23 protein-coding genes are annotated in these 24,352 nt (G+C 67.7%); 9 read left to right on the forward strand and 14 right to left on the reverse strand.

The annotated features are described in order from the left end of the window. Nucleotides 1-95 precede the first annotated feature (95 nt). From ABZ803_RS00005 to ABZ803_RS00020, 4 genes are all read right to left on the reverse strand, one after another. Nucleotides 96-659, reverse strand: a complete 564-nt coding sequence (locus ABZ803_RS00005) for a hemerythrin domain-containing protein (protein ID WP_357030522.1) — start codon at nt 657-659, stop codon at nt 96-98. A 96-nt stretch (nt 660-755) separates the two neighbouring features. After that, nucleotides 756-2,054: an FAD-binding domain-containing protein gene (locus tag ABZ803_RS00010; RefSeq protein ID WP_357030525.1), complete on the reverse strand. Its 1,299-nt coding sequence runs from the start codon at nt 2,052-2,054 to the stop codon at nt 756-758. 162 nt (nt 2,055-2,216) lie between these two features. Beyond that, nucleotides 2,217-2,900: a TetR/AcrR family transcriptional regulator gene (locus ABZ803_RS00015; protein WP_357030528.1), complete on the reverse strand. Its 684-nt coding sequence runs from the start codon at nt 2,898-2,900 to the stop codon at nt 2,217-2,219. Between the two features lie 190 nt (nt 2,901-3,090). Then, nucleotides 3,091-4,893 (reverse strand): CocE/NonD family hydrolase, encoded by a 1,803-nt coding sequence (locus ABZ803_RS00020; protein ID WP_357030531.1) that lies wholly within the window; start codon nt 4,891-4,893, stop codon nt 3,091-3,093. Nucleotides 4,894-5,163: 270 nt separating this feature from the next. Here ABZ803_RS00020 and ABZ803_RS00025 point away from each other — a divergent pair, with 270 nt between their 5' ends. Continuing rightward, nucleotides 5,164-5,820: a maleylpyruvate isomerase N-terminal domain-containing protein gene (locus ABZ803_RS00025; RefSeq protein ID WP_357030534.1), complete on the forward strand. Its 657-nt coding sequence runs from the start codon at nt 5,164-5,166 to the stop codon at nt 5,818-5,820. Nucleotides 5,821-5,823: 3 nt separating this feature from the next. Here the strand turns inward: ABZ803_RS00025 and ABZ803_RS00030 are convergent, their stop codons facing one another. Then, nucleotides 5,824-7,047: a cytochrome P450 gene (locus ABZ803_RS00030; protein ID WP_357030537.1), complete on the reverse strand. Its 1,224-nt coding sequence runs from the start codon at nt 7,045-7,047 to the stop codon at nt 5,824-5,826. Between the two features lie 276 nt (nt 7,048-7,323). On the opposite strand from ABZ803_RS00030, the gene ABZ803_RS00035 reads away from it, so the two are divergent. Further along, nucleotides 7,324-7,680, forward strand: a complete 357-nt coding sequence (locus tag ABZ803_RS00035; protein ID WP_357030540.1) for a nitroreductase/quinone reductase family protein — start codon at nt 7,324-7,326, stop codon at nt 7,678-7,680. 73 nt (nt 7,681-7,753) lie between these two features. Here the strand turns inward: ABZ803_RS00035 and ABZ803_RS00040 are convergent, their stop codons facing one another. Further along, on the reverse strand, nt 7,754-8,374 hold the full coding sequence (locus ABZ803_RS00040; RefSeq protein WP_357030543.1) for a TetR/AcrR family transcriptional regulator: 621 nt from the start codon (nt 8,372-8,374) through the stop codon (nt 7,754-7,756). A 240-nt stretch (nt 8,375-8,614) separates the two neighbouring features. On the opposite strand from ABZ803_RS00040, the gene ABZ803_RS00045 reads away from it, so the two are divergent. The 5 genes from ABZ803_RS00045 (at nt 8,615) to ABZ803_RS00065 (ending at nt 12,729) form a co-directional block, all read left to right on the forward strand. Beyond that, nucleotides 8,615-9,541 carry a metal-dependent hydrolase gene (locus ABZ803_RS00045; protein ID WP_357030546.1) on the forward strand — a complete coding sequence of 309 codons (927 nt, stop codon included), beginning with the start codon at nt 8,615-8,617 and terminating at the stop codon, nt 9,539-9,541. Between the two features lie 11 nt (nt 9,542-9,552). Beyond that, the gene (locus tag ABZ803_RS00050; RefSeq protein ID WP_357030547.1) at nt 9,553-10,713 is read left to right on the forward strand and encodes a hypothetical protein; all 1,161 of its coding nucleotides are present in this window, start codon (nt 9,553-9,555) and stop codon (nt 10,711-10,713) included. A gap of 149 nt (nt 10,714-10,862) precedes the next feature. Further along, complete coding sequence (gene msrB, locus ABZ803_RS00055; protein ID WP_357030550.1) at nt 10,863-11,318, forward strand: peptide-methionine (R)-S-oxide reductase MsrB; 456 nt, start codon at nt 10,863-10,865, stop codon at nt 11,316-11,318. Beyond that, nucleotides 11,315-11,830, forward strand: coding sequence for a peptide-methionine (S)-S-oxide reductase MsrA (gene msrA, locus ABZ803_RS00060; RefSeq protein WP_040871578.1), 516 nt, complete (start codon nt 11,315-11,317; stop codon nt 11,828-11,830). The genes msrB and msrA overlap by 4 nt, the downstream gene beginning before the upstream one ends. A gap of 302 nt (nt 11,831-12,132) precedes the next feature. Further along, nucleotides 12,133-12,729 carry a DUF2165 domain-containing protein gene (locus tag ABZ803_RS00065; protein ID WP_357030554.1) on the forward strand — a complete coding sequence of 199 codons (597 nt, stop codon included), beginning with the start codon at nt 12,133-12,135 and terminating at the stop codon, nt 12,727-12,729. A gap of 19 nt (nt 12,730-12,748) precedes the next feature. On the opposite strand, the gene ABZ803_RS00070 is transcribed toward ABZ803_RS00065, so the two are convergent. Both ABZ803_RS00070 and ABZ803_RS00075 read right to left on the reverse strand, forming a co-directional pair. Then, the gene (locus ABZ803_RS00070) at nt 12,749-15,655 is read right to left on the reverse strand and encodes a UPF0182 family protein (RefSeq protein ID WP_357030557.1); all 2,907 of its coding nucleotides are present in this window, start codon (nt 15,653-15,655) and stop codon (nt 12,749-12,751) included. 67 nt (nt 15,656-15,722) lie between these two features. After that, the gene (locus ABZ803_RS00075; protein ID WP_357030560.1) at nt 15,723-16,337 is read right to left on the reverse strand and encodes a TetR/AcrR family transcriptional regulator; all 615 of its coding nucleotides are present in this window, start codon (nt 16,335-16,337) and stop codon (nt 15,723-15,725) included. Between the two features lie 84 nt (nt 16,338-16,421). Between ABZ803_RS00075 and ABZ803_RS00080 the strand changes: the two genes are divergently transcribed. Then, nucleotides 16,422-18,653, forward strand: coding sequence for a glycoside hydrolase family 3 C-terminal domain-containing protein (locus tag ABZ803_RS00080; RefSeq protein ID WP_357030563.1), 2,232 nt, complete (start codon nt 16,422-16,424; stop codon nt 18,651-18,653). Nucleotides 18,654-18,667: 14 nt separating this feature from the next. Here ABZ803_RS00080 and ABZ803_RS00085 read toward each other — a convergent pair whose 3' ends face one another. Continuing rightward, nucleotides 18,668-19,966, reverse strand: coding sequence for a DUF3533 domain-containing protein (locus ABZ803_RS00085; protein WP_357030565.1), 1,299 nt, complete (start codon nt 19,964-19,966; stop codon nt 18,668-18,670). A 65-nt stretch (nt 19,967-20,031) separates the two neighbouring features. On the opposite strand from ABZ803_RS00085, the gene ABZ803_RS00090 reads away from it, so the two are divergent. Further along, nucleotides 20,032-20,631 (forward strand): TetR/AcrR family transcriptional regulator, encoded by a 600-nt coding sequence (locus ABZ803_RS00090; protein ID WP_357030568.1) that lies wholly within the window; start codon nt 20,032-20,034, stop codon nt 20,629-20,631. A 27-nt stretch (nt 20,632-20,658) separates the two neighbouring features. Here the strand turns inward: ABZ803_RS00090 and ABZ803_RS00095 are convergent, their stop codons facing one another. The 5 genes from ABZ803_RS00095 to ABZ803_RS00115 all read right to left on the reverse strand — a co-directional run bounded on the left by ABZ803_RS00095 (nt 20,659) and on the right by ABZ803_RS00115 (nt 24,278). Beyond that, nucleotides 20,659-20,805 (reverse strand): hypothetical protein, encoded by a 147-nt coding sequence (locus tag ABZ803_RS00095; protein ID WP_063917340.1) that lies wholly within the window; start codon nt 20,803-20,805, stop codon nt 20,659-20,661. A gap of 61 nt (nt 20,806-20,866) precedes the next feature. Continuing rightward, a complete protein-coding gene (locus ABZ803_RS00100) occupies nt 20,867-21,754 on the reverse strand; it encodes a VOC family protein (protein WP_357030572.1) in 888 nt (295 codons plus the stop codon). A 16-nt stretch (nt 21,755-21,770) separates the two neighbouring features. Then, nucleotides 21,771-22,862, reverse strand: a complete 1,092-nt coding sequence (locus tag ABZ803_RS00105; RefSeq protein ID WP_357030575.1) for a ferredoxin--NADP reductase — start codon at nt 22,860-22,862, stop codon at nt 21,771-21,773. 35 nt (nt 22,863-22,897) lie between these two features. Next, nucleotides 22,898-23,125: a hypothetical protein gene (locus ABZ803_RS00110; RefSeq protein ID WP_357030578.1), complete on the reverse strand. Its 228-nt coding sequence runs from the start codon at nt 23,123-23,125 to the stop codon at nt 22,898-22,900. A gap of 10 nt (nt 23,126-23,135) precedes the next feature. Further along, on the reverse strand, nt 23,136-24,278 hold the full coding sequence (locus tag ABZ803_RS00115) for a Rieske 2Fe-2S domain-containing protein (RefSeq protein WP_357030581.1): 1,143 nt from the start codon (nt 24,276-24,278) through the stop codon (nt 23,136-23,138). Nucleotides 24,279-24,352: the final 74 nt, after the last annotated feature.

Consider the following 24,352-nt stretch of genomic DNA (forward strand, 5'->3'; position numbering starts at 1 on the left):
GGGCTACCAGCGGATCGCGGCCAACGTCGAGCGCCGCTTCCTGCCCTGACCCGGGATCCGAGGAACGCCGCGCGCCGCGGGCATTCACGTCGGGATCAGTGCCTCGGCCTGCTGATCATGTCTTTGGCTCGGTCCATCATCGCGGCGAACGGACCGACCAGCACGTTCGCGGTAGCCGATTCCACGCCGGGATGCGGCCTGGTCGGCGCCATCGTCTCGGCGAGTTCGACCGTCTTTCGCAATCGCCGCAGGGCTTCGTCGTCGAGTTCCTCGCGCAGCCGAGTGAATTCTTCCCGTTCTTCGTGGTCGGCATGCGCCAGCACCGCTTCACGCAGCTTCGCCAGCCGCACCTGGAATTCCATCGAGCTGATGTCGAGCGATTCCATCTCGGCGAGCTGTTTTTTCGCCTTGTTCTCTTCTTCCAGCCGTGCGTCGACGATGGAGGCGCCATCACCGATCTCCCGCCGGGCGCGGGGGTGGATGATCTCTTCTTCGGCGGTCTCGTGCACGGCGAGCAGGCGCCGCAATTCGAAGAACTTGCTCTCCCGCTCGATGGGGTCGGAGGTGTCGGCGGTCTCGATGAACAGTTGCTTGATCCGGCCGTGCTGATGGATGAGGAAATCGATCGCGTCGGTGGTGGAGTCGATCGTGGTTGCCATAGTTGATCTCCCCTCGGGCTCTCGAGTCGGGCTGACGAACTACGTCCGTCGCGGCGGTACCCGGCAGCGCGCACGCGAAACCGCGGGACCGGCCGGTCAGTTGCTGGTGGTGCCCGTGATGGGAGCGGGATAGACCGAGGTGGGCACGCTATGGCGCCACGGGCGATGGATCTCCGAACCCGGCAGCGAAGCCAGTTCCGGTATCCAGCGCCGAACATAGTTACCGTGCGGGTCGTAGCGTTCGGCCGTGCCGAGGGCTCCCCGGTACAAGTGCCCCGCCTGCTGCCAGGTGCAGCGGTCGCTCGCTGCGTCGGCATCGAGCAGCCACCGCCGGAAATGGTCGGCGCCGACTCGCCAGTCCACCCGCAGCGTCGTGGTGAGGAAACTGGCGGCGATCGCCCGGGCGCGTTCCGGCATCCATCCCTGCGCGGCCAATTGCCGCATACCCGCGTCGACGATCGGGTATCCGGTACGGCCGTCGCACCAGGCACGGGCCGCGACCGGATCGTGCGCCTGCGGGTCACGTGGTCGGTCACCGGACCGTGCGATGCCTGCGCGGGCGGCGAGGAACTGGAGCCGGAAATCGCGCCGGGCGAGCAGACGGACGAAGGCGCGTCCGTCCGCCGTCGTCATGTCGGTGCGATACACCATCTCGGCCGCGGACAGGCAACCGAAATGCAGGTAGGGCGTCAGGCGGGAACATCCCTCCCGGGTGAGGTCGCCGCTGGAGGGGTCGCGTGGTTGTTTCCGGTCGGCGGTGCAGCCCCGCCACAGCGCGCGACCGGTGATCTCGCCGCCGACGGCCAGTTGCGGTGAGACAGCGGCGTCGCCGAGTTCGTCGAACTTCGGTACGGGATCACTGTCGACGCGCGGGACGATCAACTCGGTGGGCGTGTCCAGCGGACGCCGCTTGGGAACCTCCAGCCACCGGCGAAAGTAGGTAGCGAAGTCCGGAACCGGGTCGTTCGGTCCGCGCGAGGCGCAATCGAACGGATCCACGGCGGTGAGGGTGGCGGAATGGGTGTGCAGCAGGCAGCTGCGTCGCGCCAGCCGTTCGCGCAGCGCTCGTGCTCGGCACCGGCCGTACCACGTGGCGTCGTCGGCGATGTGGACACTGTCGGCGTGCACCTGTGCCGCCACCCGATCCACCGCGTCGACGTAGTCACCGTGCCGGATCACCAGTTGCCCTCCGGCGCAGCGCAGTTCGGCATCCAGTTCGGCCAGCGCGGCGGAGAGGAAGCGCAGCTGATTCCCGGCCGGGTGGGCACTGCCGATGATCCGGTCGTCGACGACGAACAGCGGAACCACCCCGGCACCCTCGCGCACCGCGGCCAGTAGGGCTGGATTGTCGTGCACGCGCAGGTCACGCGTGAAAAGTGCGATTGTTACGGCCATTCGATGGTCATTTTCGACGACAGGCATCCGTCGCGATCGACGACGGCGGTATCGGACATTCGGCTGCGGTGCCACGCGGATGCGGGCGGGTATCGGAGTAAAATTCTTTACGCCAATGCTGAGGGACGGTGACTGTCGTGTCAAGCCAGCGACGCGATCGTCTCAGCGCGCGCGGAAGAGATCGGTGAGCCAGGGTTCCAGGTCGGCGCTGAGCGCGGGCAGATCCGGTGCGTCCGAGTCGTCGAGCGCGTCGGCGGTGAGCTGGCGAACGGCGTAGACCACGCCCATATAAGCCGTGACGGACAGCACTGGTTGCCGATTGCCGGTCGCGGCCCCCACCAGACCGCGAATGAACTCGGCGAACAGCCGGATCGAGCGCCGTCTGCGCCGCCGCACCGCAGGCCCGAGCGCGTCGATCTCCACCTGGTAGGCGCGAGCGACGACCAGGTCGTTCTGCAGGGAGCGAAGGTACCGACCGAGCGCGTCGGCCACGATGGACCGGCGGTCTCGGCCCCTGATGTCAGCGCCGGTCAGCTGGGTCAGCAGCACCTCGATGAAGCGGTCGTATCCCGCGAAGACACATTCGTCCTTGTTGGCGAACGCGTCGTAGAAGGCCGCCAGCGAGACGCCGGCCCGCTTCGCGACGTCGGTGGGCCCGAAGCCGGCATAACCGCGAGCGGCCAGCAATTCGGTGACCGCGGCCAGCAGCCGTTCCCGCTGGGCCGCCATCACCTGCTCGCGCCCCAGATTGTGCCGACCGCGCGGCAATGCCGCCGGAAGCGTGAAGAACACTCCGTCTCGCACCGGAACGATCGGTGCGTCGGCGTCGGCAGGCGCGGCAGACACCTCTGCAGACTACCGAGCCGGCCGCCGCCGCGCGCCCGGGCCGCGACCGATGCCGGGCGCGTCCGGCTCCGGCTCCCGGCGATGCTGCGCTCGATCGCTCGATCGCTCGATCGCCGACGGCACGGGACGCCCCGGCCGTCACCTCGGACGTGGCCCGGAACCGATGGCCGCCCCGGGCCACGCGCAGCGGTCAGCCGAGCGGCAACTCCAGGCAGGAGGGAGCGCCATCCGGGGAACTGATGGTGATCCGTGCGCCGACACTGTTGGCGCTGGAATACAAGGGATCCAAGCCATCGATGACCAGCATCAGCCGGTGACCGTCCGGGACGTCATAGGCGGCCGCCTGCAACTCCCACGAGACGGTGGCGGGCAGGTCCGACTCGATGGTCTTCGGCTCGTGCGTGACGATCGTCGCCGAACCGTCCTCGTCGACATCGAGCAGGTAGGCCACCACGGTCGCCGATTCGTCGGTGCTGTCCACGGTCACCTGCAGCCGGGGGATCCCGCGAATCTGCCGCGCTACACCACCGCGCGCCGCGAGTAGCGGCCCCGTCGACCAGACCAGGGCGTGGGTGCGGTCGATCTCGGCGGTCCGGTAGATCTTCGGGTTGCCCGCCCACTCCTCCTGTCCGGTCACCATGAGCTTGTCCATGGCGACGACCTCGGGCTGCTCGCCCACGATGAAACTGCGTTCCCATCCGGAAGCGACGTCGTCGGGGCTCAGCGCGCCGTCCCCACCCTCGCGCTCATCGGTCAGGGCCAGTGCTTCGCCGTCGGTCGTGACGTCGGCCCACGACGCCTTCTCCTCGCGGCGCGCAGGCTCGATGATCACGTTCTGATCGTTCCCGGAGGGCGTGGTCACGTAGGTGAACATGACCTGATTGCTGATCTCCGGCCACCCGTCGACACCGTTCTGCTCGTCCTTGAGGTAGTGATCGAGCCAGGCGTACGCCTCGAGCAGCGGCACGTTCGGCCCGGCGCCTGCCGCGGGCGGAGCGATCAAGCCGGGACCTTCCGGCGCGGCATGGTCACCGATCCACATGTTCAACCGTTTCCGGCCCGGGATCTTCTCGAAGGTCTTCAGAACCTGGTTGACCGGGAAAAGGCCCTCGTGCCAAGTGTTCGAGAAGAAGGTCGGAACCTCGAGGGAACCGACGTAACTTTCCGGAGCGCGTTCTGTGCCCCAATCGACCACCGGGTCCATGTCCTCGCCCTCGGCGAATTTCGCCAGGATCTCCAGCGCCTCTTCGTCGAACTTGTCCTCTTCGGCTCCGCCGGTCAACCCGATCAGCGCTTCGACCGCCCTGAGGTGGCGGGTGCCGTTGTCGTACAGGCTCGTGGCGAGGTTGCCCCAGGTACTCAGGGCGACGACGACGTTCACTCGGGGGTCGTGCGCGGCCACGATCTGGCTGATGCCCGAGCCGTAGGACTCGCCCATGAAGGCGACGCGGCTGGGGGCGAGCTCATCGATCGCGTAAGTCAGCACCGTGGAGCCGTCCAGCCGGTCCCGCGGACCCGCCACGTCGACCGTGCCTTCGGACGTGCCGAACCACGGGATGTTCGTTCCCGGCAGGGCGGACAAGCCGATGCCGCGTGGGGTGTACGCCAGCACGTGATAGCCCTTGGACGCCAGCACGAGGTAGGCGTACTCGAACAACGGCCACCCGAACGGCGTCCATCCGGCGGGAACGACCACCAGCGGGCACGGCCGGGTGGTGGTCTGCCGCAGCATGTGCGCCGAGAGCCCGATTCCCCCCGACGCCTCGATGCGGGGAAACGACGGCACGGCAACGTTCAGCGCCCGGCTCACCAGATCCGCGACGTCGTCGGGCACCAGCCCCTCGCCACTGCGGTTCCGCACCGCGGTCACCAGGTTCGATGCGAACTGCACCGCTTCCGGGCGCACCTGCCCCCGAGCGTCCCAAGCTCCCTCGACGGCGATCCGCGAGAGCTGTTCGGACGTGGTCCCGACGATCGGATCTCCTTGCGACATGGACGTCATCGATCCTTCCGTGCCAGTTTGCTGCGAATTTGCGGACCGCAGCAGCGTGGCATGGCGTGTGATCAGTTGTCCCAGGAATCGCCGATGCGTTTCTCGTTCGCAACAGGCCGATGACCTGCGGAAAAGTTGCAAGATTCGACTACCCGGCCGCAAGTGCGCCCGCTTCGCCCAGCCCCCGTGCGCTTCCGGTCTCCGCCACTCGGCGAACCCGGAGCGCCGAATCCGGCGCGGCCCACGCCGCACACTGCTAGCTTCCGGGCCGTGGATGACTTCTCACGCTCCTGGACAGCGTTGCGCACGGCGGTCGCCGACCTTTCGGACGAGGATTTCGCGCAGCCGTCCGGCTGCACCGGCTGGCTCGTGCGAGACCTGGTGTGCCATCTGATCATCGACGCCCAGGACATCCTGATCACCCTCGTGACCCCCGCCGAAGCCGAACCGACGCGCGACGCGGTGACCTACTGGGAGGTGGCCGATACGGCGCCGACCGGCGACGACCCGCTCGACGCGCTGATCGTGCGGCTGGCCGCGGCGTACCGGGAGCCGCGGTTGCTGAAGATTCACTTCGAGGATGTCGGCGCGGCCGCCGGGCGCGCGGCCCGCCTCGCCGACCCCGACCTGCGGGTCGGCACCCGCGATGAGGTCCTCACCGCGGGCGACTACCTGTGCGCGTACGTCCTGGAGAGCACCTTGCACCACCTCGACCTGATCGCGCATTTGCCTGGCGCGGCCGAGCCGCCCGCGGAGGGTCTCGGCCGGTCACGCGAGATGCTGGAGAAGATCGCCGGGGCCGCGTTCCCCCTCTCGTTCTCCGACACCGACGCGCTGCTGACCGGCACCGGTCGACGGACGCCGACCGAGACGGAGAAGGCCGAACTGGACGAGCTGGCCGCTCGGCTCCCTTTCGTCCTCGGGTGAGCGTTACCGCGCTGCACCACCCAGTTTGACCGGCACGGACAGCGGACCGATGGTGAAGAAGGACGGCGAGTACGGGATGTCGGCGGGGTCGATGGCGAGCTCGAGGTCCGGCAGCCTCCGGTAGAGCGAGGCGAGCGCGAGCCTGCCCTCCAGACGGGCCAGGCCCGCGCCGATGCAATAACGCGGCCCGTGGCCGAACCCGAGATGTCCGCCCCGCTGCTCGCGGGTGATGTCGAATTCGTTCGCGGTCTCGCCGTATTCGGCGGGGTCGATCCCGCAGGCCTGGTAGGCGACGCCGACCGCCTTGCCCTTGGGGATGGCCACGCCGGCCACCGTGACGTCGGTCAACGTGAACCGCCAGCTGGTCATCATCACCGAATGCCGGTATCGCACAGTCTCTTCGACCACGTCGGCCCAGCGATTCTCGGCCTTGGCCAGCGCGAGCTGATCGGGGTGTCGCGACAGCGCCAGGATGGCGTATCCGAGCATGTGCACGGTGGTTTCGTGGCCGGCGACCAGCATGATCCACAGGACGGCGACCAGTTCCTCGGCGGTCAGCTTGTCGCCCTCGTCGCGGGCTTGCACCAGGCCCGTGGTCAGGTCGTCGCCCGGCTGCTGCTGCTTGCGATCGGCCAATTCGTACAGGTACAGCATGAGCGCGTTCTGCGTCGCGAACGCCTCTTCGGGCGGAGTGGTGTGCGCCAGCAGTGTCGCCGTCCAGCGCCGCAGACGATCCCGCTCGTGCTCGGGCACGCCGAACAGTTCGCAGATCACCGCCATCGGCAGCGCTTCGGTGAAGGTGGGCACCAGGTCGACGCCGTCACCGGCGGCCACCACCTCGTCCAGCAACCGGTCGACGATCTCTTGGACCCGCGGCTCCAGCGCCTTCACCCGGCCGGGGGTGAAGGCCTTGCTGATCAGGCCGCGAAGCCGCCGATGGTCGTCACCGTCCTTGGTGGACAGGTGATCGCCCTGCACGATGGCGCGCAGGGGCCAGTCCTCCGGAATGGAACCGTCGTACATGGCCGGCCAGTGCTTGGGATCCCGGGCGAACGTCTTGTTGTCCCCGGCGAGGATCTCGCGCACCGCGTCGTGCGTCAGCGCCAGGTAGGCGGGCACGCCGCCGGGAAACTCCACCTCGACCACCGGCGCGATCTCCCGGAGCCGGATGCAGGTGTCCAGCAGATCCTCGTTCGGGGCGGGGAATGCGGGCAGGCTGGTTGTCATGGGGAATTCCCTTCTGCGCGTGAACCCTTCAGCCGTCGTAGGGACGGTCGTGCACGAGTATCACGGCGCGTTCGGCCGCGCAGCCGAGCAACGGACGGAATCCTGCCTCCAACCCGAACTCGAGCGTCGGAAAACGAAATTCCGGACCTGTCGAACAGCGAGTGCCGGCCGGAAGGGGCGAGGGCACGTCGACCGAACGACCGCCCTGCCGAGAACCGGTGTGGCGGTTAGAGTGGCGTGTTCGGATTTGTCCGCGGGACCGGCCGGGAGGAAATTGTGGAACCGAAGACAGCGCTGGGACGCAGCGTGGGAGCGCTGAACGCCGGGGTGGCTTCCCTCCTCGACCTGCCGCTGCTCGGGCGGCTGCTGGGCAAGGGATTCGTGGTGATCACCTACGTGGGGCGGCGATCAGGGCGGACGTTCAGCACGCCGGTCAACTACCGGCGCAAGGGAGACGAACTCGTCATCGGGGTCGCCATGCCGGACAAGAAATCTTGGTGGCGCAACTTCCTGGACGACGGCGGCCCGATCACCCTGCGGCTCGACGGCGCTGAGCGGCACGGGCACGCGGTAGCGCAGCGCGACGAGCGCGGGCGGGTGCTCGTGAAGGTGCGGCTGAACGACGCGAGCTGATCGCCGCGCCTCCCCCGCCGGTATCGGAAGCGCGTGCGACGCGGCCGCGACCGAGGGGTGCCACCCGGCGGCGCTAGACGCTTGCGGACGGCTTCAGCTGGGCGATGATCGCCGCGCCCATCCAGCGGCGTAGATACCGCCGCAGCTCCTCCTCGCCGCGGGGTGGATTACCGGGGGAGATGAAGAACGACTGCATCGTCCGCAGGACGTATTCGACGAGTTCGTGCAGCGACTCGTCGTCGTAGCCGTACCGCTCCCAATCGACGTCGAAGCGTTTGATCATCGTCATTCCGAAGGCTTGCGCCTCTTCGGAGGTCAGGCTTTCGGGGTGGACGTTCGAGTAGGTACTCGACAGCAGGATGCCGAGATGAGGTGTGCGACGCACCTCGGCGAGGGTGTACACCACTCCCTCGGTCATCGCTTCCACCGCGTCCTCGATACCGCTGACGTGTCCTGCCAGCCGATCGAGGAAACCGTCGACCGACGCGATCGCCGCGGCCGTCATCAGCGCATCGGCACTGGGAAAGTATCGGTAGACGGTCTGACGGATCACGCCCAGCGACTCCGCGACGTCGGCGATGCTGATCTCCGACCCCGTCCGGCCGATCAGGTCGACGGCGGCGGCGACTATGCGACGAGACGCCTCCTCGTCGTCTTTCGGCGGGCTCCCGCCCCACCCGCGCCTTCCTGCCACTGCCCGCTTCCTCGACTCGACACCTGTCGCTTGCGAACCCGCTGATCAGAGCGCCTTCCGACACCCCTGACCAAGGGCTCGACGGTATCACAAGGCGGTGTCCTCGACCCGCCCGCGATTCGAGCATCGATTCTGATCATACACAAATGCAGTTGTGTGTATGATCACGTCCAACGCGGCTCGGCGGCACCGGAACACGCCACCGGACCTGTTCGATCCCGAAAGACGAGGTACAGCCCAGTGACCGATCTTCAAGTCCGGAAGATGCGCTTCGCGTTCGCGGACTACGACGTGCCCTTCTTGTGGAACGAGGAGAACCCGGCCTTCTCCTCGATGGCCAATGCGGTGTCCTTCCTGGCGATCGGCTTCGAGAAGATGATCGTCAACATGATTCGGGAGGCGATGCCCCTGATCACCGATCCCGAGGTCGCCGAGGAAGCCGACGCGTTCGTGCGGCAGGAAGGCCAGCACTCCACCGCGCACCGCCAACATGCCAACGCCCTGATCCGGCGATACCCGGGGTTGCAGGAGACGCTCAACGAAGTGATCGCGGAATTCGACCGCCTCACCGTGAACACCTCGGTCGAATACCGGCTCGCCTACACCGCCGATCTGGAGGCGACCTTCACCCCGGTGTTCAAACTGATGCTCGACAACGACTCGACCCTCTTCCGGCCGGGAGACGACCGAGTCGCGTCCCTGTTCATCTGGCATTTCGTCGAAGAAGTCGAACATCGCAGTTCGGCGCTGATCATCTTCGACTCCGTCGTCGGCAGCGACATGTATCGGATGCGCATGGCGCCGTCGATCTTCCGTCACGTGCTGAAGGTGATCAGGGTGGCCTGCGCGGGCTTCAACCGGCACGTTCCGCTGGAGGAGCGGAAGGTCGACGCGTTGTCGATGTTCGCGTCCCACCGTCGCAAGCAGCGACTACGCACGTGGTTGCCGTTCCTCCGGGCGGAAGACCACGGTCCGATGCCGCGGGCGTTCGATCATCTCCCGCTCCGTGAGCAACTCGTCGCGTTGGTGGGCGTCGTGCGCAGTCAGCTGCCCAAGCACAACCCGGACCACGAGAAGCTGCCCGCGCTCGCCGACGTGTGGTTCCAGCGCTACGAGGACGGCTACGACGTCTCGCACTGGTACACCGCCGGCACGGTCGCCCCCTAGGAGCCGGACCGATGGCTGATCATTGCGCACCCACCTTCGACCGGCTCGCCACGGCGCTCGGCTTCTCGTGCGAGGAGGCAGGCGGACCGGTCGAGGTGCGAAACCCCTTCGCGTTGGAGAACTGGACACTGCCCGTTCTCGAGGTCACGATCGTCCTGGGCGCGGTACTCGCGCTGATCTACGCGATCGTGCGGTTGCGCCGCCACGGAGATCCCACCAACCTGGTGCTCTGGTTCGGCGCGACCGCGTACCTGTTCATCATCGAACCCCCGCTGTACTTCCCGGCGGCCTTCGGCATCGACGAACACGTCGACACGATGTTCGCGCACAACTTGTTCACCGTGGAATTCCTCTGGGGCCGATTACCGCTCTACATCGTCGCGATCTACCCGTTCATGGCCACCCTGGCCTTCGAGATCGTCCGGATACTCGGAGTCTTCCGGCAGCACGGGGTGCTCATCGGGTCCGCTTGCGTGGGCTTCGTCCACCATGCGTTCTATGAGATCTTCGACCATCTCGGCCCGCAACTGCGCTGGTGGGAATGGTCGGTCGACAATCCGATCAATCAGCCGATGTTCGATTCGGTGCCGCTGCCCAGTGTGGTCGTCTTCGCCGCCCTGTGGCCGATGTCGCTGGCATTCTGTGTCCAATGGTTCGTCGGCCGCCACGTCGATCAGGGGCAGACGTTCTCCGGGGTGCAATTGGTCTGGCGTACGGTCGTCATCGGCGTGCTCGCATCGTTGGGCACGGGCGTGTTGCCGATACCCGCAACGGTATTCGGCATGGGGAGTACCACCGTGCGCGGAGTGCTCTACGCCGCCGAACTGGTCGTCGTCACCGTCGTCGCCGTCCTGATTCTCACCCGCCGATGGCTCCGGCTGCGGCGCGACGGCGCGGACAGCGCGGCCTATTCGAACGACTTCGTCCGTATCTACAGCGTGGTGTACCTGGGCGAGATGGCGTTGCTCTGGGTGACGGCGCTGCCCGATTTCTTCGGCGCCGTCGACGGCAGGACCAGCGGGGGAGACCCGATCGGAAATCTCTGGTACACACTCGCCTGCTTCGTGGTCGCGATTCTCTGCGTGATCGCCGTGTTCACGGCGCCACGGCGGAAGACCGCGGAAAGCGCGGTTGCCACCGCTCCGGAAACAGCCGCGAGTCCCACGGCGTAGCCGGTCGGCGCGGAACCGGAGCCGCCGGTACCGCCGAGGTGGGGCGGCCCTGCCATGCGGTCGGCCCGGCCGTGGTGTGACGCCCGGCTCGCCCGGGATTTTCCGGGCCTGCGCCCGGGTTGTACGTGGGGCCGATATGAGGAGGTCATGTGGCACGGGAGTACAACCGGAATCCCGCGGCGGTCGCCGCCCTGTCGCCTGAGCAGTACCACGTCACTCAGGAGAACGGGACCGAGCGGGCGTTCACGGGCGAGTACTGGGACAACCACGAGCCGGGCATCTATGTGGATGTGGTCTCCGGTGAGCCGTTGTTCGCCTCGGTCGACAAGTTCGACAGCGGATCGGGATGGCCGAGTTTCACCAAGCCGATCGACGCCGGGAACGTGGTGCAGAAGCGGGACTTCAGTCATCTGATGGTCCGCACGGAAGTGCGTTCGGCGCACGGAGACAGTCATCTCGGGCATGTGTTCACCGACGGTCCCCGCGAGGCGGGCGGCTTGCGGTACTGCATCAACTCGAAAGCGCTGCGGTTCATCCACCTCGACGACCTCGAGGCGGAAGGCTATGGGCAGTACAGGACTCTCTTCGCGAAGGAGGAGGCGTGAGCGACACGCGGAAGGCCATCCTGGCCGGTGGATGCTTCTGGGGCATGGAGGACTTGATCCGCAAGCAGCCGGGGGTGGTGTCGACACGCGTCGGCTACACCGGTGGGCGCAACGACCATCCGACCTACCGGAACCACCCGGGCCATGCGGAGGCCGTGGAGATCGTCTACGACCCGGCCAGGACGGACTATCGGGAACTGCTGGAGTTCTTCTTCCAGATCCACGACCCCTCGACGAAGGACCGCCAGGGTAACGACATCGGGACCAGCTATCGGTCGGCGATCTTCTATCTCGATGAGGACCAGAAGCGCGTCGCCCTGGACACCATCGCCGACGTGGACGCCTCCGGGCTGTGGCCCGGCAAGGTGGTCACCGAGGTCACCCCGGCGAGCGAGTTCTGGGAGGCCGAACCGGAGCATCAGGACTACCTGTTGCGCTACCCGGACGGGTACACCTGCCACTTCCCCCGCCCGGGCTGGAAGCTGCCGAAGCGGCAGACCACCGCGCAGTAGAACGCGCGGACTCGGCGGCGCCGCACCCCGGTAACCGCCGAGACGTCCGAGCCGAAAGCATGCGACTGCGCCATCCTCCCGGGTGGCGCAGTCGCCGCGTTCAGGCCCGTGCCGGGGAATTGCCGGGGCGGAGGCGGGAACGCGAGATCGTCGTTCCATCCGGCGGACGGAAAGACTTGCGGTAGAGAGTTTTCGACCGGCTCCGACTCCCCCGCCATGGGGAGAAGACGCATGCGTACGCCGATATGATCGTCGGCGCCTGGATGTCCGGACCTTCATGCCAGTCGACCCGAGGTAGGCAGATGACGCGCAGCGGCGCAAGGTTTCTCGATGTGGTGGGTAGCCGCCGGATGGCGGTGGCGACACTGGCCACGATCACCGGCTTCTACTATCTGTTCGTCGCGTTCACCAACTGCGTGGACACCGACACCAATCGCAACGGGGTCGCCGCCGTACTGTCGATGAAGGCGACGATCCACAATCCGGGAACGGACTGGCGCGCGATCACCAACGGCAACGTCGCGCTCGTCGCCTACATTCTGGTCGTGATCTGGGAGTTCCTGATCGCCTTCGTGCTGCTGGCCGCGGGAGCCGCGTGGGTCCGGGTGCTGACCGGACGGCCGCGCCGGCTTCGAGCCGGTCTCGATGCGGCCGTGCGGCTGTCCAGCCTGGGCTGGACCATGGCGGTGCTGCTGTTCCTGGGCGGGTTCCTGACCGTCGGCGGCGAATGGTTCCGCATGTGGGCCAACGACGATGTGAACGCCTCCTCGGCCGCGCTGCAGAACTTCCTCATCGCGGGCATCGGCCTGATCCTCGTTCACCTACCCGACGCTCAGCCTGGCCCCGGACCCGAAAGCACCTCGACGGCAACGCAAGCGGACCAGGTTCTGCCGCGATAAGCGGTGACCGACGGCCGCGTCAGCGACCGTTGCGGTCGAGTTCGCTCAGCTGCTTCTGCAGGCGTTCGAGGGCAGCGCGGATCTCATCGATCTGCCTGTTCAGGTCGGCGATCTTCGCTTGATCCACCGGCGGCGGCCCTTGCGTCTGCGGTTGCCCCGACGGCGGCGCCACCGGCTGCTGGCCCGGTGGCAGTGGAGCGCCGGGGCCGCCGCCGGGTGGTGTGGCGAGCCGGCCGGTGCCGGGGCCGAACACCTGGTCGAGCGCCTCGGCGAGAGTCGGCGCGTACCCCACGAGGACGCCGCCGGTGCCGGGTTCGCGATAACTGACCAGCACCCGCGCCAGCTGCGGGAAGGTCGAGGCGTTCGGCGCCGTCGAGATCCGCTCGGTGAACAGCGGCTCGGCGTAGAGCACGCCGCCGTCGGCGATCGGCAAGGTGAGCAGATTGCCGTATTGGATCCGGTTCGAGCGCTCGAGCAGGGTGCGCTCTGATGCCACCCTGGTGTCGGAGATCATCGAGTTCTGGATCTGCTGCGGCCCCTGGGTGAGGGTGTCGGTGGGCAGTTGCAGGACGGTGATCTTGCCGTAGTTCTCCGGATCGGAGCGGGCGGAGACATAGGCGGAGAGGAATTCCCTGTTGTAGCCGACCATCGCGCTGGCCAGCCGGAACGACGGCTCCGCGCTGCCTTGGCCACCGAGCAGGACGTAGAACGGCGGTTGGTGCGGGTTGGTCTCCACGGTGGGATCACTGGGTACCGACCAGAAAGCGTTGGTGGTGAAGAACTCCCGCGGTTCGTCGACGTGATATTTGGCGAGCATCTCGCGCTGGATCGTGAACAGGTCCTCCGGATACCGGAAGTGGGCGCGCAGTTGCGGGGTGATCGATTCCTCGGGTTCGACCGTGCCGGGGAAGACCTTCATCCAGGCCGCCAGGACGGGGTCGTGCCGGTCGATCTGGTAGAGCCGCACTGTGCCGTCGTAGGCGTCGACGGTGGCCTTGATGGAGTTGCGCACGTAGGAGACCTGCCGAGCCGATCCCCGGTCGGTATCGTCACCCGGTTCGAGCGCTTCGAGCGAGCTGCGTTTGGCGTAGGGGTAGCCGTCGATCGAGGTGTAAGCGTCGACGATCCAGACGATACGGCCGTCCACCACCGCGGGATAGGGATCGTTGTCGGTAGTCAGCCACGGTGCGACGAGTTCGACGCGGTGGCGCGGATCGCGATTGAAGATGATCTTCGACCCGGGACCGATCGCTTTGGAGAAGACGATGTTGCGCTCGGTGTAGGTCGCGGCGAAGGCGAGTCGATCGAGCCAGTTCCCGATCGGGACGCCACCGGCGCCGGTGTAGGTGTACGTAGTGGTGTCGGTGTCGTACTCGCGTGGCTGCGTGCCGCCGCCCACGATGGCATAGTCCGGACTCGCATGGGCGATCACTTCGCCGAAGTAGACGCGGGGCTGATCCACTCGGATCACCTGATGCCCGGCGGCTTGGGAAGCGATGTCGCCGACCGCGTAGATCGGGTATCCGCTGTTGCTGCTGGCGGCATCGCCCGCGGCCTCGCGGACCGCCGCGTTGACCCGGTTGGCCGGTGCGGCGACGAACCCGTTGCCGTGCGTGTAGACGGTGTGGCGGTTGACCCAATGGCGCTGGTTACCGCTCAGCGCGCTCGGCGTCAACTCCCGCGCCGCGACCACGTAGTCGCGCAGTTGACCACCGATGCGGTAACGGTCCAGGTCCAGATGCGATGGGAAGCTGTAGAAGTTCTTCAGTTGTTGCTGCTGGGTGAACGTCCGGGACAGCACGTTCGGGTCCAGCAGCCGCACGTCGGCGAGCGTCGTGACGTCCGAGGGAACCTCCGACGGCGGCTTGGTTCCGACGCCGGAATACGGCTGGTACTCGACTCGGTCGCCGCCGATCCCGTAGGCCTGCCGGGTAGCGGCGATATTGCGTTCGATGTAGACGCGCTCCATGTCGGCGGCGTTCGGGCGGACGGAGAACTGCTCGACGGCCAACGGCCAGACGGCTCCGACCAAGATCGACGACAACAGCAGCAGCGCGGCGGCCATCGCCGGGATCCGCAGATCGCGCAGCACGATCGCCGCGAAGACCGCCGCCGCGCAGATGAGCGCGATCGCGAAGAGAATCAGGCGAGCGGGCAGCACCGCGTTGATGTCGGTGTAGCCCGGGCCCGCGAACGTGGGTTCCTTGCTGCTACTGGAGAGCAGCGAATACCGGTCGAGCCAATAGGCGACCGCCTTCAACACGATGAAGCTGCCCGCGAGTACCGCGAGCTGGACGCGGGCCGCGTGGGTCAGGCCGCCCGCCTTTCCGGACAGCCGCAGCCCCCCGAGCAGGTAGTGCGTCGCGAGCCCGGCGACGAAGGCCAGCAGGACGGCGACGAACAACCAGTTGACGACGAATCGGTAGAAAGGCAGGTCGAAGACGAAGAACCCGACATCGTGCCCGAATTGCGGGTCCGACACACCGAACGACCCGCCGTGGACGAACAGCTGGACGGTCATCCAGCTCGACTGCGCGGCGAGGCCGCAGATGAGTCCCACCGTGACAGCGACACCGAGACCGAACCGCCGCGGACGCCGGATCACCATCGCCCGAAACGGCCGGAGGCTGTCCTCTTCCCCGGACTCCGGCAGGAACAGTGGCCGGAACCGGAACGCGAGCCACATCGCCACGAACAGGACACCGCCGATGACGAACGCGATGACGAAGAACAGCGACAACCGCGTGAGCAGCACGGTGAGCCAGACACCACGGAAACCGACTTCACCGAACCACAGCCAGCTGACATAGCCCCTGATCAAACGGGGCACGATCAACAACGACACGACGAACACCGTGGCGGCGATCACCAGCACCCGGGTGCTGCGATGCCACCGCCGCAGGCTGGGGCCGTCGCGTGCGCTCATTTCCCACTCCCGTGGCTGCCGCCCGGCCGATGACGGTACGGCCGACGCGAAACCGCTGAGTCCGATACTACCGGGGTGGGGAAAACCGTTCGGGCCGGTCGGCCGGGCGCTCGATCAGCTCCCACAGGTACGCCACGTGGTCGGCCATGTCCACGTCCGGGTCGTACAACCATTGCGTTTGCAGGCCGTCGAGGAGGGCCGAGGCGATGACGGCGAAGCGCCCGGGGTCGAGATCGGCGGGTAGGCGGCCGGATTCGCGGAGGTCGGCGACGGCGCGGGTGAGGGCGTCCCGGACGGTGCGGTAGCGGTCGCGGAAGTACTCGTGGGCGGGGTGGCCCGAGCGGGTGGCCTCGGCGGAGAAGCGAGTGTAGAGCTCGACCAGGCCGGGGACTTCCGCGTTGTGCCGGATCAGGCCCAGCAGTGCGGCGGGCAGGTCGGGTGGCGTGGCCGGGGTGGCGAAGGCCGCACGGTCGGCCTCGTCGCGACGCGCCAGGATGGCGGCGAAAAGCTGCTCTTTGCTGCCGAAGTAGTGCAGTAGCCCGGTCTGGCTCAGGCCGACGGCCTCGGCGAGTTCCCGCACGGTCGTCCGGCTGTATCCGACGCGTGCCACGATCTCCAGCGCCGCCTCCAGGATCTCCTCACGTTTGGCGATCCCTTTCGAATACGCGCCGCGCCGAACCACGCCGTGACTGTACTCGGAACAGCCCGGCCACGAAAACCGAATGGCATACTGTTTTCGGTACCGGTTTCGACCCGAGGAGCCTCGATGACGAGCAAGCCCGACCTCGCCGATCTGACGCCGGAGCAGCGCGCCGCGCTCGGCAGCGGCGCGGACTTCTGGACCACCAAGGCGATCGGTCCCGTCGCCTCGGTGACCATGACCGACGGCCCGCATGGTGTGCGCAGACAGGCGGGGTCGACCGATCACCTCGGGCTGGCCGAGAGCCTGCCCGCCACCTGCTTCCCGCCCGCGGTGGGGCTCGCGCAGAGCTGGGACACCGACCTGGTGCGCCGGGTGGGTGCGGCACTGGGCCGGGAGGCCCGCGCCCTGGGCGTGGACGTGCTGCTCGGGCCGGGCGTCAACATCAAGCGGGATCCGCGCGGCGGCCGCAATTTCGAGTACTACTCGGAGGATCCGCTGCTCACCGGCCTGCTCGGCGCGGCGTGGGTCACGGGGCTGCAGAGCACCGGAGTGGGCGCCTCCCTCAAGCATTTCGCCGCCAACAACGCCGAGCACGACCGGATGCGGTCGAGTTCCGACGTCGACCCGCGCCCGCTGCGCGAGATCTACCTGCGCGGGTTCGCCCACATCGTGCGCACGGCCCGGCCGTGGACGGTGATGTGCTCCTACAACCGGATCAACGGTGTGCCCGCCGCGCAGAATCGCCGGCTGCTCACCGACGTTTTGCGCGGTGAATGGGGCTTCGACGGTGCGGTGGTCTCCGACTGGGGCGCGGTGGCCGACCGGCCCGCCGCCGTGACGGCCGGACTGGATCTGGAAATGCCGGGCGGCAGCGGCGTCTCCGACGCCCAGGTGATGGCGGCGATGGAAGCGGGCACCCTCGACCCGGCGGACGTCGATCGTGCCGCGCGGAACGTGGCGACGCTGGCGGCGCGAGTGGTGGCCGGTCGCGCTACGGCCCACACCGTCGACACCACCGATGACCACCATCGCCTGGCCCGCGAGGTCGCCGCACGCTGCGTCGTCCTGTTGCGGAACGACCGTGGCCTGCTGCCACTGACACCGGGGCGCTCGCTGGCGGTGATCGGCGAATTCGCGACGGAACCTCGATATCAGGGCGGCGGCAGCTCACACGTCAACCCGGCCCGGCTCGATGTGCCGCTGGACGAGATCCGCGCGCTCGCGGGCTCCGGAACGGTCTCCTACCGCCGGGGTTTCGCCACCGACGACACGGACGCGGACAACGACGCGTTGCGCGCGGAAGCCGTCGCCGCCGCGGCGACAGCGGACGTCGCGGTGCTGTTCCTGGGCCTGGCGGCCACCCAGGAATCCGAGGGCTTCGATCGTGAGCATCTCGAGCTGCCCGCCGAGCAGCTGGATCTGCTGGACGCGGTGGTGCGGGTACAACCGGACACGGTGGTGGTGCTCGCGCACGGCGGCGTGGTGCGGCTGGGCCCGGTGGCCGCGTCGGCGCCCGCCATCCTGGACGGCGGGCTGCTCGGCCAGGCCGGGGGCGGCGCACTCGCCGACGTGCTGTTCGGTGTGGTGAATCCGTCGGGGCGACTCGCCGAGACGGTGCCGGTCCGCTTGCAGGACACCCCGGCCTATCTGAATTTCCCGGGCGAGAATTCGCACGTGCGCTACGGCGAGGGCCTGTATGTGGGCTACCGCTGGTACGACAGCCGGGAGATGGACGTGTGCTACCCGTTCGGGCACGGCTTGTCCTACACCACGTTCGATTACTCCGATCTGACACTCACCGCGAGCGAAGCGGGCATCACGGTGCGCGTCGGCGTCACCAACACCGGTTCCCGCGCAGGACGCGAGGTGGTGCAGGTGTACACCGCGCTGCCCGGCTCCTCCGTCACGCGTCCGGCCCGCGAGCTGAAGGGCGTCGCGGTGACCGCCGAACTGGAACCGGGTGCGCGCGAGGAGATCTCGATGCTGCTACGCCGCGACGATCTGGCCTATTGGGAGACTCGCGTCGACCGCTGGATCGTGGAGGGCGGCGCCTACCGGGTCTGGGCAGGCGCTTCCAGCCGGGACCTGCGCGTCAGCGGGCTGGTCGACGTCGCCGGAGAAGAACTGCGGATCCCGATCACGGCGGAGTCGACCCTCGGGGAGGCCTTGGCCGATCCCAGGGCGGCGGCCGCGCTGGCCGACGTGTTCGGCGGCATGGCCGAGAGCATGGGCGACGCCTCGGCACTCGGGGTGGACATGATGCGGATGATCGCCTCCATTCCGCTGAATCGCCTCACCGGCTTCGGCGTCGACCCGCAGAAGCTCGACGCGCTCCTGGCCGCCACCGGCGACTGATCGCCCGGACCCGTTCATCCGGCGACGGCGGGCGCGCCCACGGCGGGGGCGCTGCTGAGCGGCGCTGTCGCGCGGTGCAGTCCACGGCGGTCGTAGGCGTACGTGGCCGTGACACCGAGGACCAATCCGATTCCGAGGCCGAGCAGCGTCATCCACAGCCCGTGGCCCAAACCAGCTCCGGCGTGGGCGTCGAAGAACATGATGGCGCGCACGGCCAGGTAGATCTGGTGCATCGGCTCGAAGGCGGCCAGCTTCGCGATATAGACCGGCGTCGCCTCCAGCGGGACCGTGGCGGCCGACGACGGCAGGCCGAGGACGACGAACAAGATCAGGTTGACCAGCAATCCGGCGGTGCCGAAGGTGGCCAGGACGGCCAGCGCGGTCACGCCGACGGCGACGATGGCGAGTATTCCGTAGAGCCACAACAGCAGGGGGCTGCCCAGCGGAACACCCAGCGCGGCGGCCACGGCGAGGAATATCCCGGACAGGATGGGCGCCGCGGTGAGGACGACCGCCCATTTCACCAGCAGTGTCCGGAATCGGGAGATCCCGGTGGCCGGCTGGTGGACGAACCACGGACCGTACTCGGTCGGCGTGAAACCGAGTACCGAGTCGACGAGCGTGTGGATGATCATGGCGCCGGTGAAGCCCGCCAGCAGCAGGATCAAGGTGTAGAAGAAGGCGACGAGGCCTTGGCCCGCACCGTCGTCCATGGGGCGGTACGGCGCGGTGACGATCTGCACCGGGTCGGCGAGCATCAACCTGGCCGCGCCGGTGAGCTCGACCGGCGCTCCCGGCCCCGCCGCGAGGGCGGCGTTCACCTGGCCGGTCAGGTTCTTACCGACGGTCTCGTCCACCTGGTTCAACGCGCGATCGGCGACGCGCTGCATGATGCCGGTGGTATACGGACCGATGCGCGGATTGGTATGGACCGTGATCACCGGCCGCTCGATCTCCCCGGGGACCACGGCGGCCGCGCCGAGAATGGCCAGACGCTTGGTGAAGTCGGACGGGATGACGATGGCGCCGTACACCTCGCCGTCCTGCAACTGTTCACGCGCCTGGGCGATGCCCAGGACGCGCAGGTCGATCTTCTCCGCCGGGATCCCGGCGACCAGCGCGTCGGTGACCTGGGCGCCGACGTTGGCGGGTTTGCCGTCCAGCGTGTCACCCACGTCCTGATTGACCAGGGCGATCGGGAAGTCGTGCAAGTTCTTCTCGGTATTGCCCGCGTAGCCGAGGTACATGGTGGCGAGCAGCGCCGCGAACACCGTCAGCACGGCGATCGGGGCGGTGAAGGTCCGAACCGTCATGCGAGTAAATGTAGTCACCGCCTACAAAGTAGGCAATGCCTACATTTTGTTATCCTGCAAACACCATGCCGATCACTCGAAGCCGGTCTTACCACCACGGCGACCTGCGCGCCGAACTGCTGCAGCGGGCCGAGGCGACGCTGCGCGAGTCCGGCGTCGACGGCCTTTCGCTACGCGGGCTGGCCCGTGACGTCGGAGTCAGTCATGCCGCTCCGACCCGGCATTTCAAGGACAAGCAGGCATTGCTCGACGCCATCGCGGTGTCGGGCTTCCAGCGTCTGGCCGCCGCCTTGGAACAGACCGCGGCCGGGAGAGCGATCGAGGAGCGCTTCCGCGCTCTGACCCGGACCTATCTCCGGTTCGCCACCGAGAATTCCGCGCTCATGGCGCTCATGTTCGCCCGCAGGCACAGCCCTGCCGCGGGCGATGTGATGTCGCGGGCCGTGGACGCGGCGTTCGCTACGCCGGTCGCGCTCATCGCCGAAGCGCAGCAGCGCGGTGAGGTGATCGCAGGCGACCCGCGGCGCATCGCGCTGTCCGCGGTCGCCGCACTGCAGGGCCTGGCCACCTTCGTCGGCTCGGGCGTGATCGAAGTGGAGGCCGCCGACGAACTGCTGGACGAGACCACGACGCACATGATCGAGGGTCTGCGTCCGAGGCCGTGATGCTCCGGGCACGCCCGGAGCTCTCGGTCAGTACGCGATGAACAGGATCTCGTCTCGCGAGTAGTCGTGTCCGGGGTGCTTCTCCGCCAGGTGCGCTTGCGTCTTCGCCACGAGATCGTCCTCGTCGGTTCCGACGATCGATTCTCCGCAGGGGCAGTTCAGATTTCGCTTCATCAGCGTTCCTTCCTCCTCGAATCGCCAGTCTAAGTCCTCACCGCGTGACCGCCCCGCCGGGTCAGCCACGAGACCACTCGTGGCCCCAGTAGCTGTCCGCGGTGATCTCCTCGGCGCTGTAGGTGGATTCGTCGACCAGCACGCCCTCGGTGCCGTATTCGAGATCCCAGCCGCCGGGTGTGCGGACGTAGAAGGAGATCATCTTGTCATTGGTGTGGCGGCCCAGGGTCGACGACAACGGATAGCCTGCCCGCATGACGCGGTCCAGCGCGCGGCCGACGGCGTCGAGTTCGTCGACCTCGACCATGATGTGCACCAGACCCGGACCGTCGGAGCGGGTGCCGGGGATCAGGGCGAGGCTGTGGTGACGCCGGTTGACACCGAGGAATCGCACGCGAATCGGGCCCACCTCGGGCGGGGTGGGCACCCGGAACGATCCGCGCGGCAGGAATCCGAGCACCTCACAGTAGAAGCGGTTCGCCTCCTCGAGGTCGGGCACCGGCAGCACGACATGGCCGAGCCCCGATCCGGCCGTCACGAAGCGGTTGCCGTGCGCGGTCACGACCGGGCTGTGGTCGAGCACCGGGCCGTGGAAGACCTCGACGGTGAACCCGGCGGGATCGGTGAAGGTGAAGGCGTCTTCGACCCGCAGCGCGTCGACCTGATCCCGGCCGAGCGGTGCGACGGCCACGCCCGCCCGCTCCAGTGTGTGCCGTACCAGGGCCAGGGCGCGGTAGTCGCGCACCTCCCAGCCGACGGCGAGCACGCGGTCCTGTTGCGCGGGAACGAGTTCGAAGCGGTAGGCATGCTCGTCCATCCGCAGGTACAGACTGTCCGGATTCGGGCCGGTGCCCTGCGCGAAGCCCAGAACGTCGAACGCGAAGGCCCGCCAGGCCGCCACATCGGCGACGGCGATCCGGACATAGCCGAGCGAGGCGATATCAGCCATTGATTCGTCGTACTCCTCAGGAATAGGTGACTTGCACCGTGTCGGTGATCGGGACCGCCTGGCAGGCCAGCACGTACCCCTCGGCCAGATCGGCCTCGTCGAGAACTTCGTTGTGCCGCATCTGCACCCGCCCCGAAACGATCCGGCAGGTGCACGCGCTGCAAGCGCCCTCGCGGCAGGAGTAGGGCGCTTCCAGTCCGTTGGTCAGCAGGACGTCGAGCAGCACCTGCTGGCGCGGCCAGGGAAGTTCGCGTGTCTCGCCGTCGAGATCGACCGCCACGGTGGCGCAATCGCCGGAGTCGAGGACTTCGGGCGTGCCGCTGTCGAACGGATTGCCGTTGAGCGACACGAACTTCTCCACGTGCACGCGCTCGCGTCGCGCCCCCAGCCCGATCAGTGCGGCGCAGACGGCGTCCATGAACGGACCGGGACCGCAGACGAACGCCTCGCGATCCGGCCACGGTCCGGCCAGCGCCGCGAGCTGCGCGCGGCTCGGTAGCCCTTGCACGCTCTCCAGCCAGTGCACCACGACCAGGCGGCCGGGATACCGGGCGGCGAGGTCGGCGAGGTCGGCGGCGAAGATCACCGAGCGCTCGTCGCGGTTGGCGTAGATCAGCGTGCAGTGCCCGGACCCGGCAGCCAGCGCCGACTTCAGGATCGACAGCACCGGGGTGATGCCGCTGCCCGCCGCGAACAACAGCAGGTCGTAGTCGAGCGAGGCGGGGGTGAAGACGCCCGCGGGCGGCAGCGCGTCGATAACCATGCCCGCTGTCGCGTTGTCGCACAACCAATTCGACGCGTATCCATCGGGTGTTCGCTTGACGGTGACCTTCAGCGGACCCTGCTCGTGCGGCGCGCTCGACAAGGAGTAGCAGCGGCTCACCGAGCCGGTCAGCTCGCTCGGAATCCGCAATGTCAGGAACTGACCCGGGCGGTATGCGATCGACGGCCGCTCCATGACGACATCCAGCTCCAGCGATACCGCATCGTCGGTTTCCCGGATCACCCGCGCCACACGCAGGGGCAGAACCGCTCCGGGGCGGCTCGCGCTGTCGCCGGGGATACCGGTCGGCGCCACCGCGGTCGCTCGAGTCCTGTCCACTGTCATGTCCCCTCTTCGGTCGTCCACGGCGTTCGCCGCGCTCACGGCACGTCCCCGTCCCGGGTGCCGACTTCGATGCGCCCGCCCGCGACCGCGGCATCGATGCTGTCGCGCAGCGCGGCGCAGGTCCGCACGCGCGCGCTGTCGGCCCCGGTGAACTCGGCGCAGGCCGTCACCGCGCTCGCGGTCCACTGCACGCTGGTGTGCTGCGGGCTGAATTTCTCGACCAGCACGCACGTCGCGCAGGTACGGCAGGTAACCGGTTCCATCGCAGTCCGTTCAGGCCTCGGCGCCGGCGCGCTGCTCGGCGAGATTCTCGGCGACCTCCGCCTCCCACGCCGTGACCGCACGAGTGGTGTCGACCTCGAACTCGAAGCGGTCGGTCATCTTCGGGTCGATCTCGGCCACGTCGGTGTAGAACTGCTCGTACCAGCGGCGCAACTGGTAGACGGGTCCGTCCTCCTCGCACAGCAGCGGATTGTCGATGCGAGTCTTGCGCTGCCAGATCGCGGCGTCCTGTTCGAAGCCGCGGCCCAGACCACCGGCGAACTTCGCCGCGATGTCGTCGGCCTGCTCCGGCGACACGCCGTGCGGCTTCTTCACGATGGCGCCGTATTGCAGCACGAACTCGGTGGGAGACACCGGGTAGTGACAGTTGATCAGGATGCCCTCGACCGTCAGGCCCGCGCTTTCGCTGCGCAGGTGATCGATCATGTAGGAAGGGCCGTAGTAAGAGGCGTCGGAGTGCAGGACGTTCTTGCCGCCCAGTGCCTTCGCGGTCTCCCCCATCATGTCCTCGCGTGACACCGAGGTCATGTACTGACTGGCGATGTGACCTTCGAAGACGTTCTTGAAGTAGGTCGGGAACCCGAAGTGCACGTAGAAGAAGTGCGCCATGTCCACCACGTTGTCGATGACCTCGCGGCAGTTCGCGCCGTCGATCGTCATGGTGTTCCAGGTCCAGTCGGTCCATTCGTCGCTGAACGCGCCCTCGATGCGCGGGATGGCGACGTGCTCCGGCGGCGGATTGCCCTCCGGGTCGTTCCAGACGAACAGCTGCTTGTTCTGCTCCAGCGTCGGCCACGACCGGGTCCGCGCGCGGGGTGGCACCCGGCGGCCGTAGGGGATGCCGGTGCAACGGCCGTCGCCGCCCCAGCGCCAGTCGTGGAACGGGCAGGCGATCGAGTCCCCCTTGATCCGGCCGTCACCCAGGTTCCCGCCCATGTGCCTGCAGTAGGCGTCCAGGACGTGGAGCTCTCCGCCCGCGCCGGCGAAGACCACCAGTTCGGTGCCGAAGATCTCGACGGTATGCGGTTTCCCGTCCCGGAAGTCCTGCGCCAGCCCCAGGCAGTGCCAGCCGCGCGCGTACCGGGCGGGCGGAGCGCCCGCGTCGATCACTCGAACCTCGGTGTCGGTAGTCATCGGTTCCTCCACAATTCACGCACGTTTGTCACCTCGATATTTCGGTTCGGCATGCGGGGCGGAAATGCGCAGTC

It is taken from the genome of Nocardia sp. NPDC047648 (assembly GCF_040642815.1).
In the GTDB taxonomy this organism is placed as follows: domain Bacteria; phylum Actinomycetota; class Actinomycetes; order Mycobacteriales; family Mycobacteriaceae; genus Nocardia; species Nocardia gamkensis.

Excerpts from the sequence above, each read along its gene's own strand:
- ABZ803_RS00005 (WP_357030522.1), bottom strand. The coding sequence starts at position 659 with ATGGCAACCACGATCGACTCCACCACCGACGCGATCGATTTCCTCATC.
- ABZ803_RS00010 (WP_357030525.1), bottom strand. The coding sequence starts at position 2,054 with ATGGCCGTAACAATCGCACTTTTCACGCGTGACCTGCGCGTGCACGAC.
- ABZ803_RS00020 (WP_357030531.1), bottom strand. The coding sequence starts at position 4,893 with ATGTCGCAAGGAGATCCGATCGTCGGGACCACGTCCGAACAGCTCTCG.
- ABZ803_RS00030 (WP_357030537.1), bottom strand. The coding sequence starts at position 7,047 with ATGACAACCAGCCTGCCCGCATTCCCCGCCCCGAACGAGGATCTGCTG.
- ABZ803_RS00050 (WP_357030547.1), top strand. The coding sequence starts at position 9,553 with ATGGCTGATCATTGCGCACCCACCTTCGACCGGCTCGCCACGGCGCTC.
- ABZ803_RS00065 (WP_357030554.1), top strand. The coding sequence starts at position 12,133 with ATGACGCGCAGCGGCGCAAGGTTTCTCGATGTGGTGGGTAGCCGCCGG.
- ABZ803_RS00070 (WP_357030557.1), bottom strand. The coding sequence starts at position 15,655 with ATGAGCGCACGCGACGGCCCCAGCCTGCGGCGGTGGCATCGCAGCACC.
- ABZ803_RS00080 (WP_357030563.1), top strand. The coding sequence starts at position 16,422 with ATGACGAGCAAGCCCGACCTCGCCGATCTGACGCCGGAGCAGCGCGCC.
- ABZ803_RS00085 (WP_357030565.1), bottom strand. The coding sequence starts at position 19,966 with ATGACGGTTCGGACCTTCACCGCCCCGATCGCCGTGCTGACGGTGTTC.
- ABZ803_RS00090 (WP_357030568.1), top strand. The coding sequence starts at position 20,032 with ATGCCGATCACTCGAAGCCGGTCTTACCACCACGGCGACCTGCGCGCC.
- ABZ803_RS00095 (WP_063917340.1), bottom strand. The coding sequence starts at position 20,805 with ATGAAGCGAAATCTGAACTGCCCCTGCGGAGAATCGATCGTCGGAACC.
- ABZ803_RS00100 (WP_357030572.1), bottom strand. The coding sequence starts at position 21,754 with ATGGCTGATATCGCCTCGCTCGGCTATGTCCGGATCGCCGTCGCCGAT.
- ABZ803_RS00105 (WP_357030575.1), bottom strand. The coding sequence starts at position 22,862 with ATGACAGTGGACAGGACTCGAGCGACCGCGGTGGCGCCGACCGGTATC.
- ABZ803_RS00110 (WP_357030578.1), bottom strand. The coding sequence starts at position 23,125 with ATGGAACCGGTTACCTGCCGTACCTGCGCGACGTGCGTGCTGGTCGAG.
- ABZ803_RS00115 (WP_357030581.1), bottom strand. The coding sequence starts at position 24,278 with ATGACTACCGACACCGAGGTTCGAGTGATCGACGCGGGCGCTCCGCCC.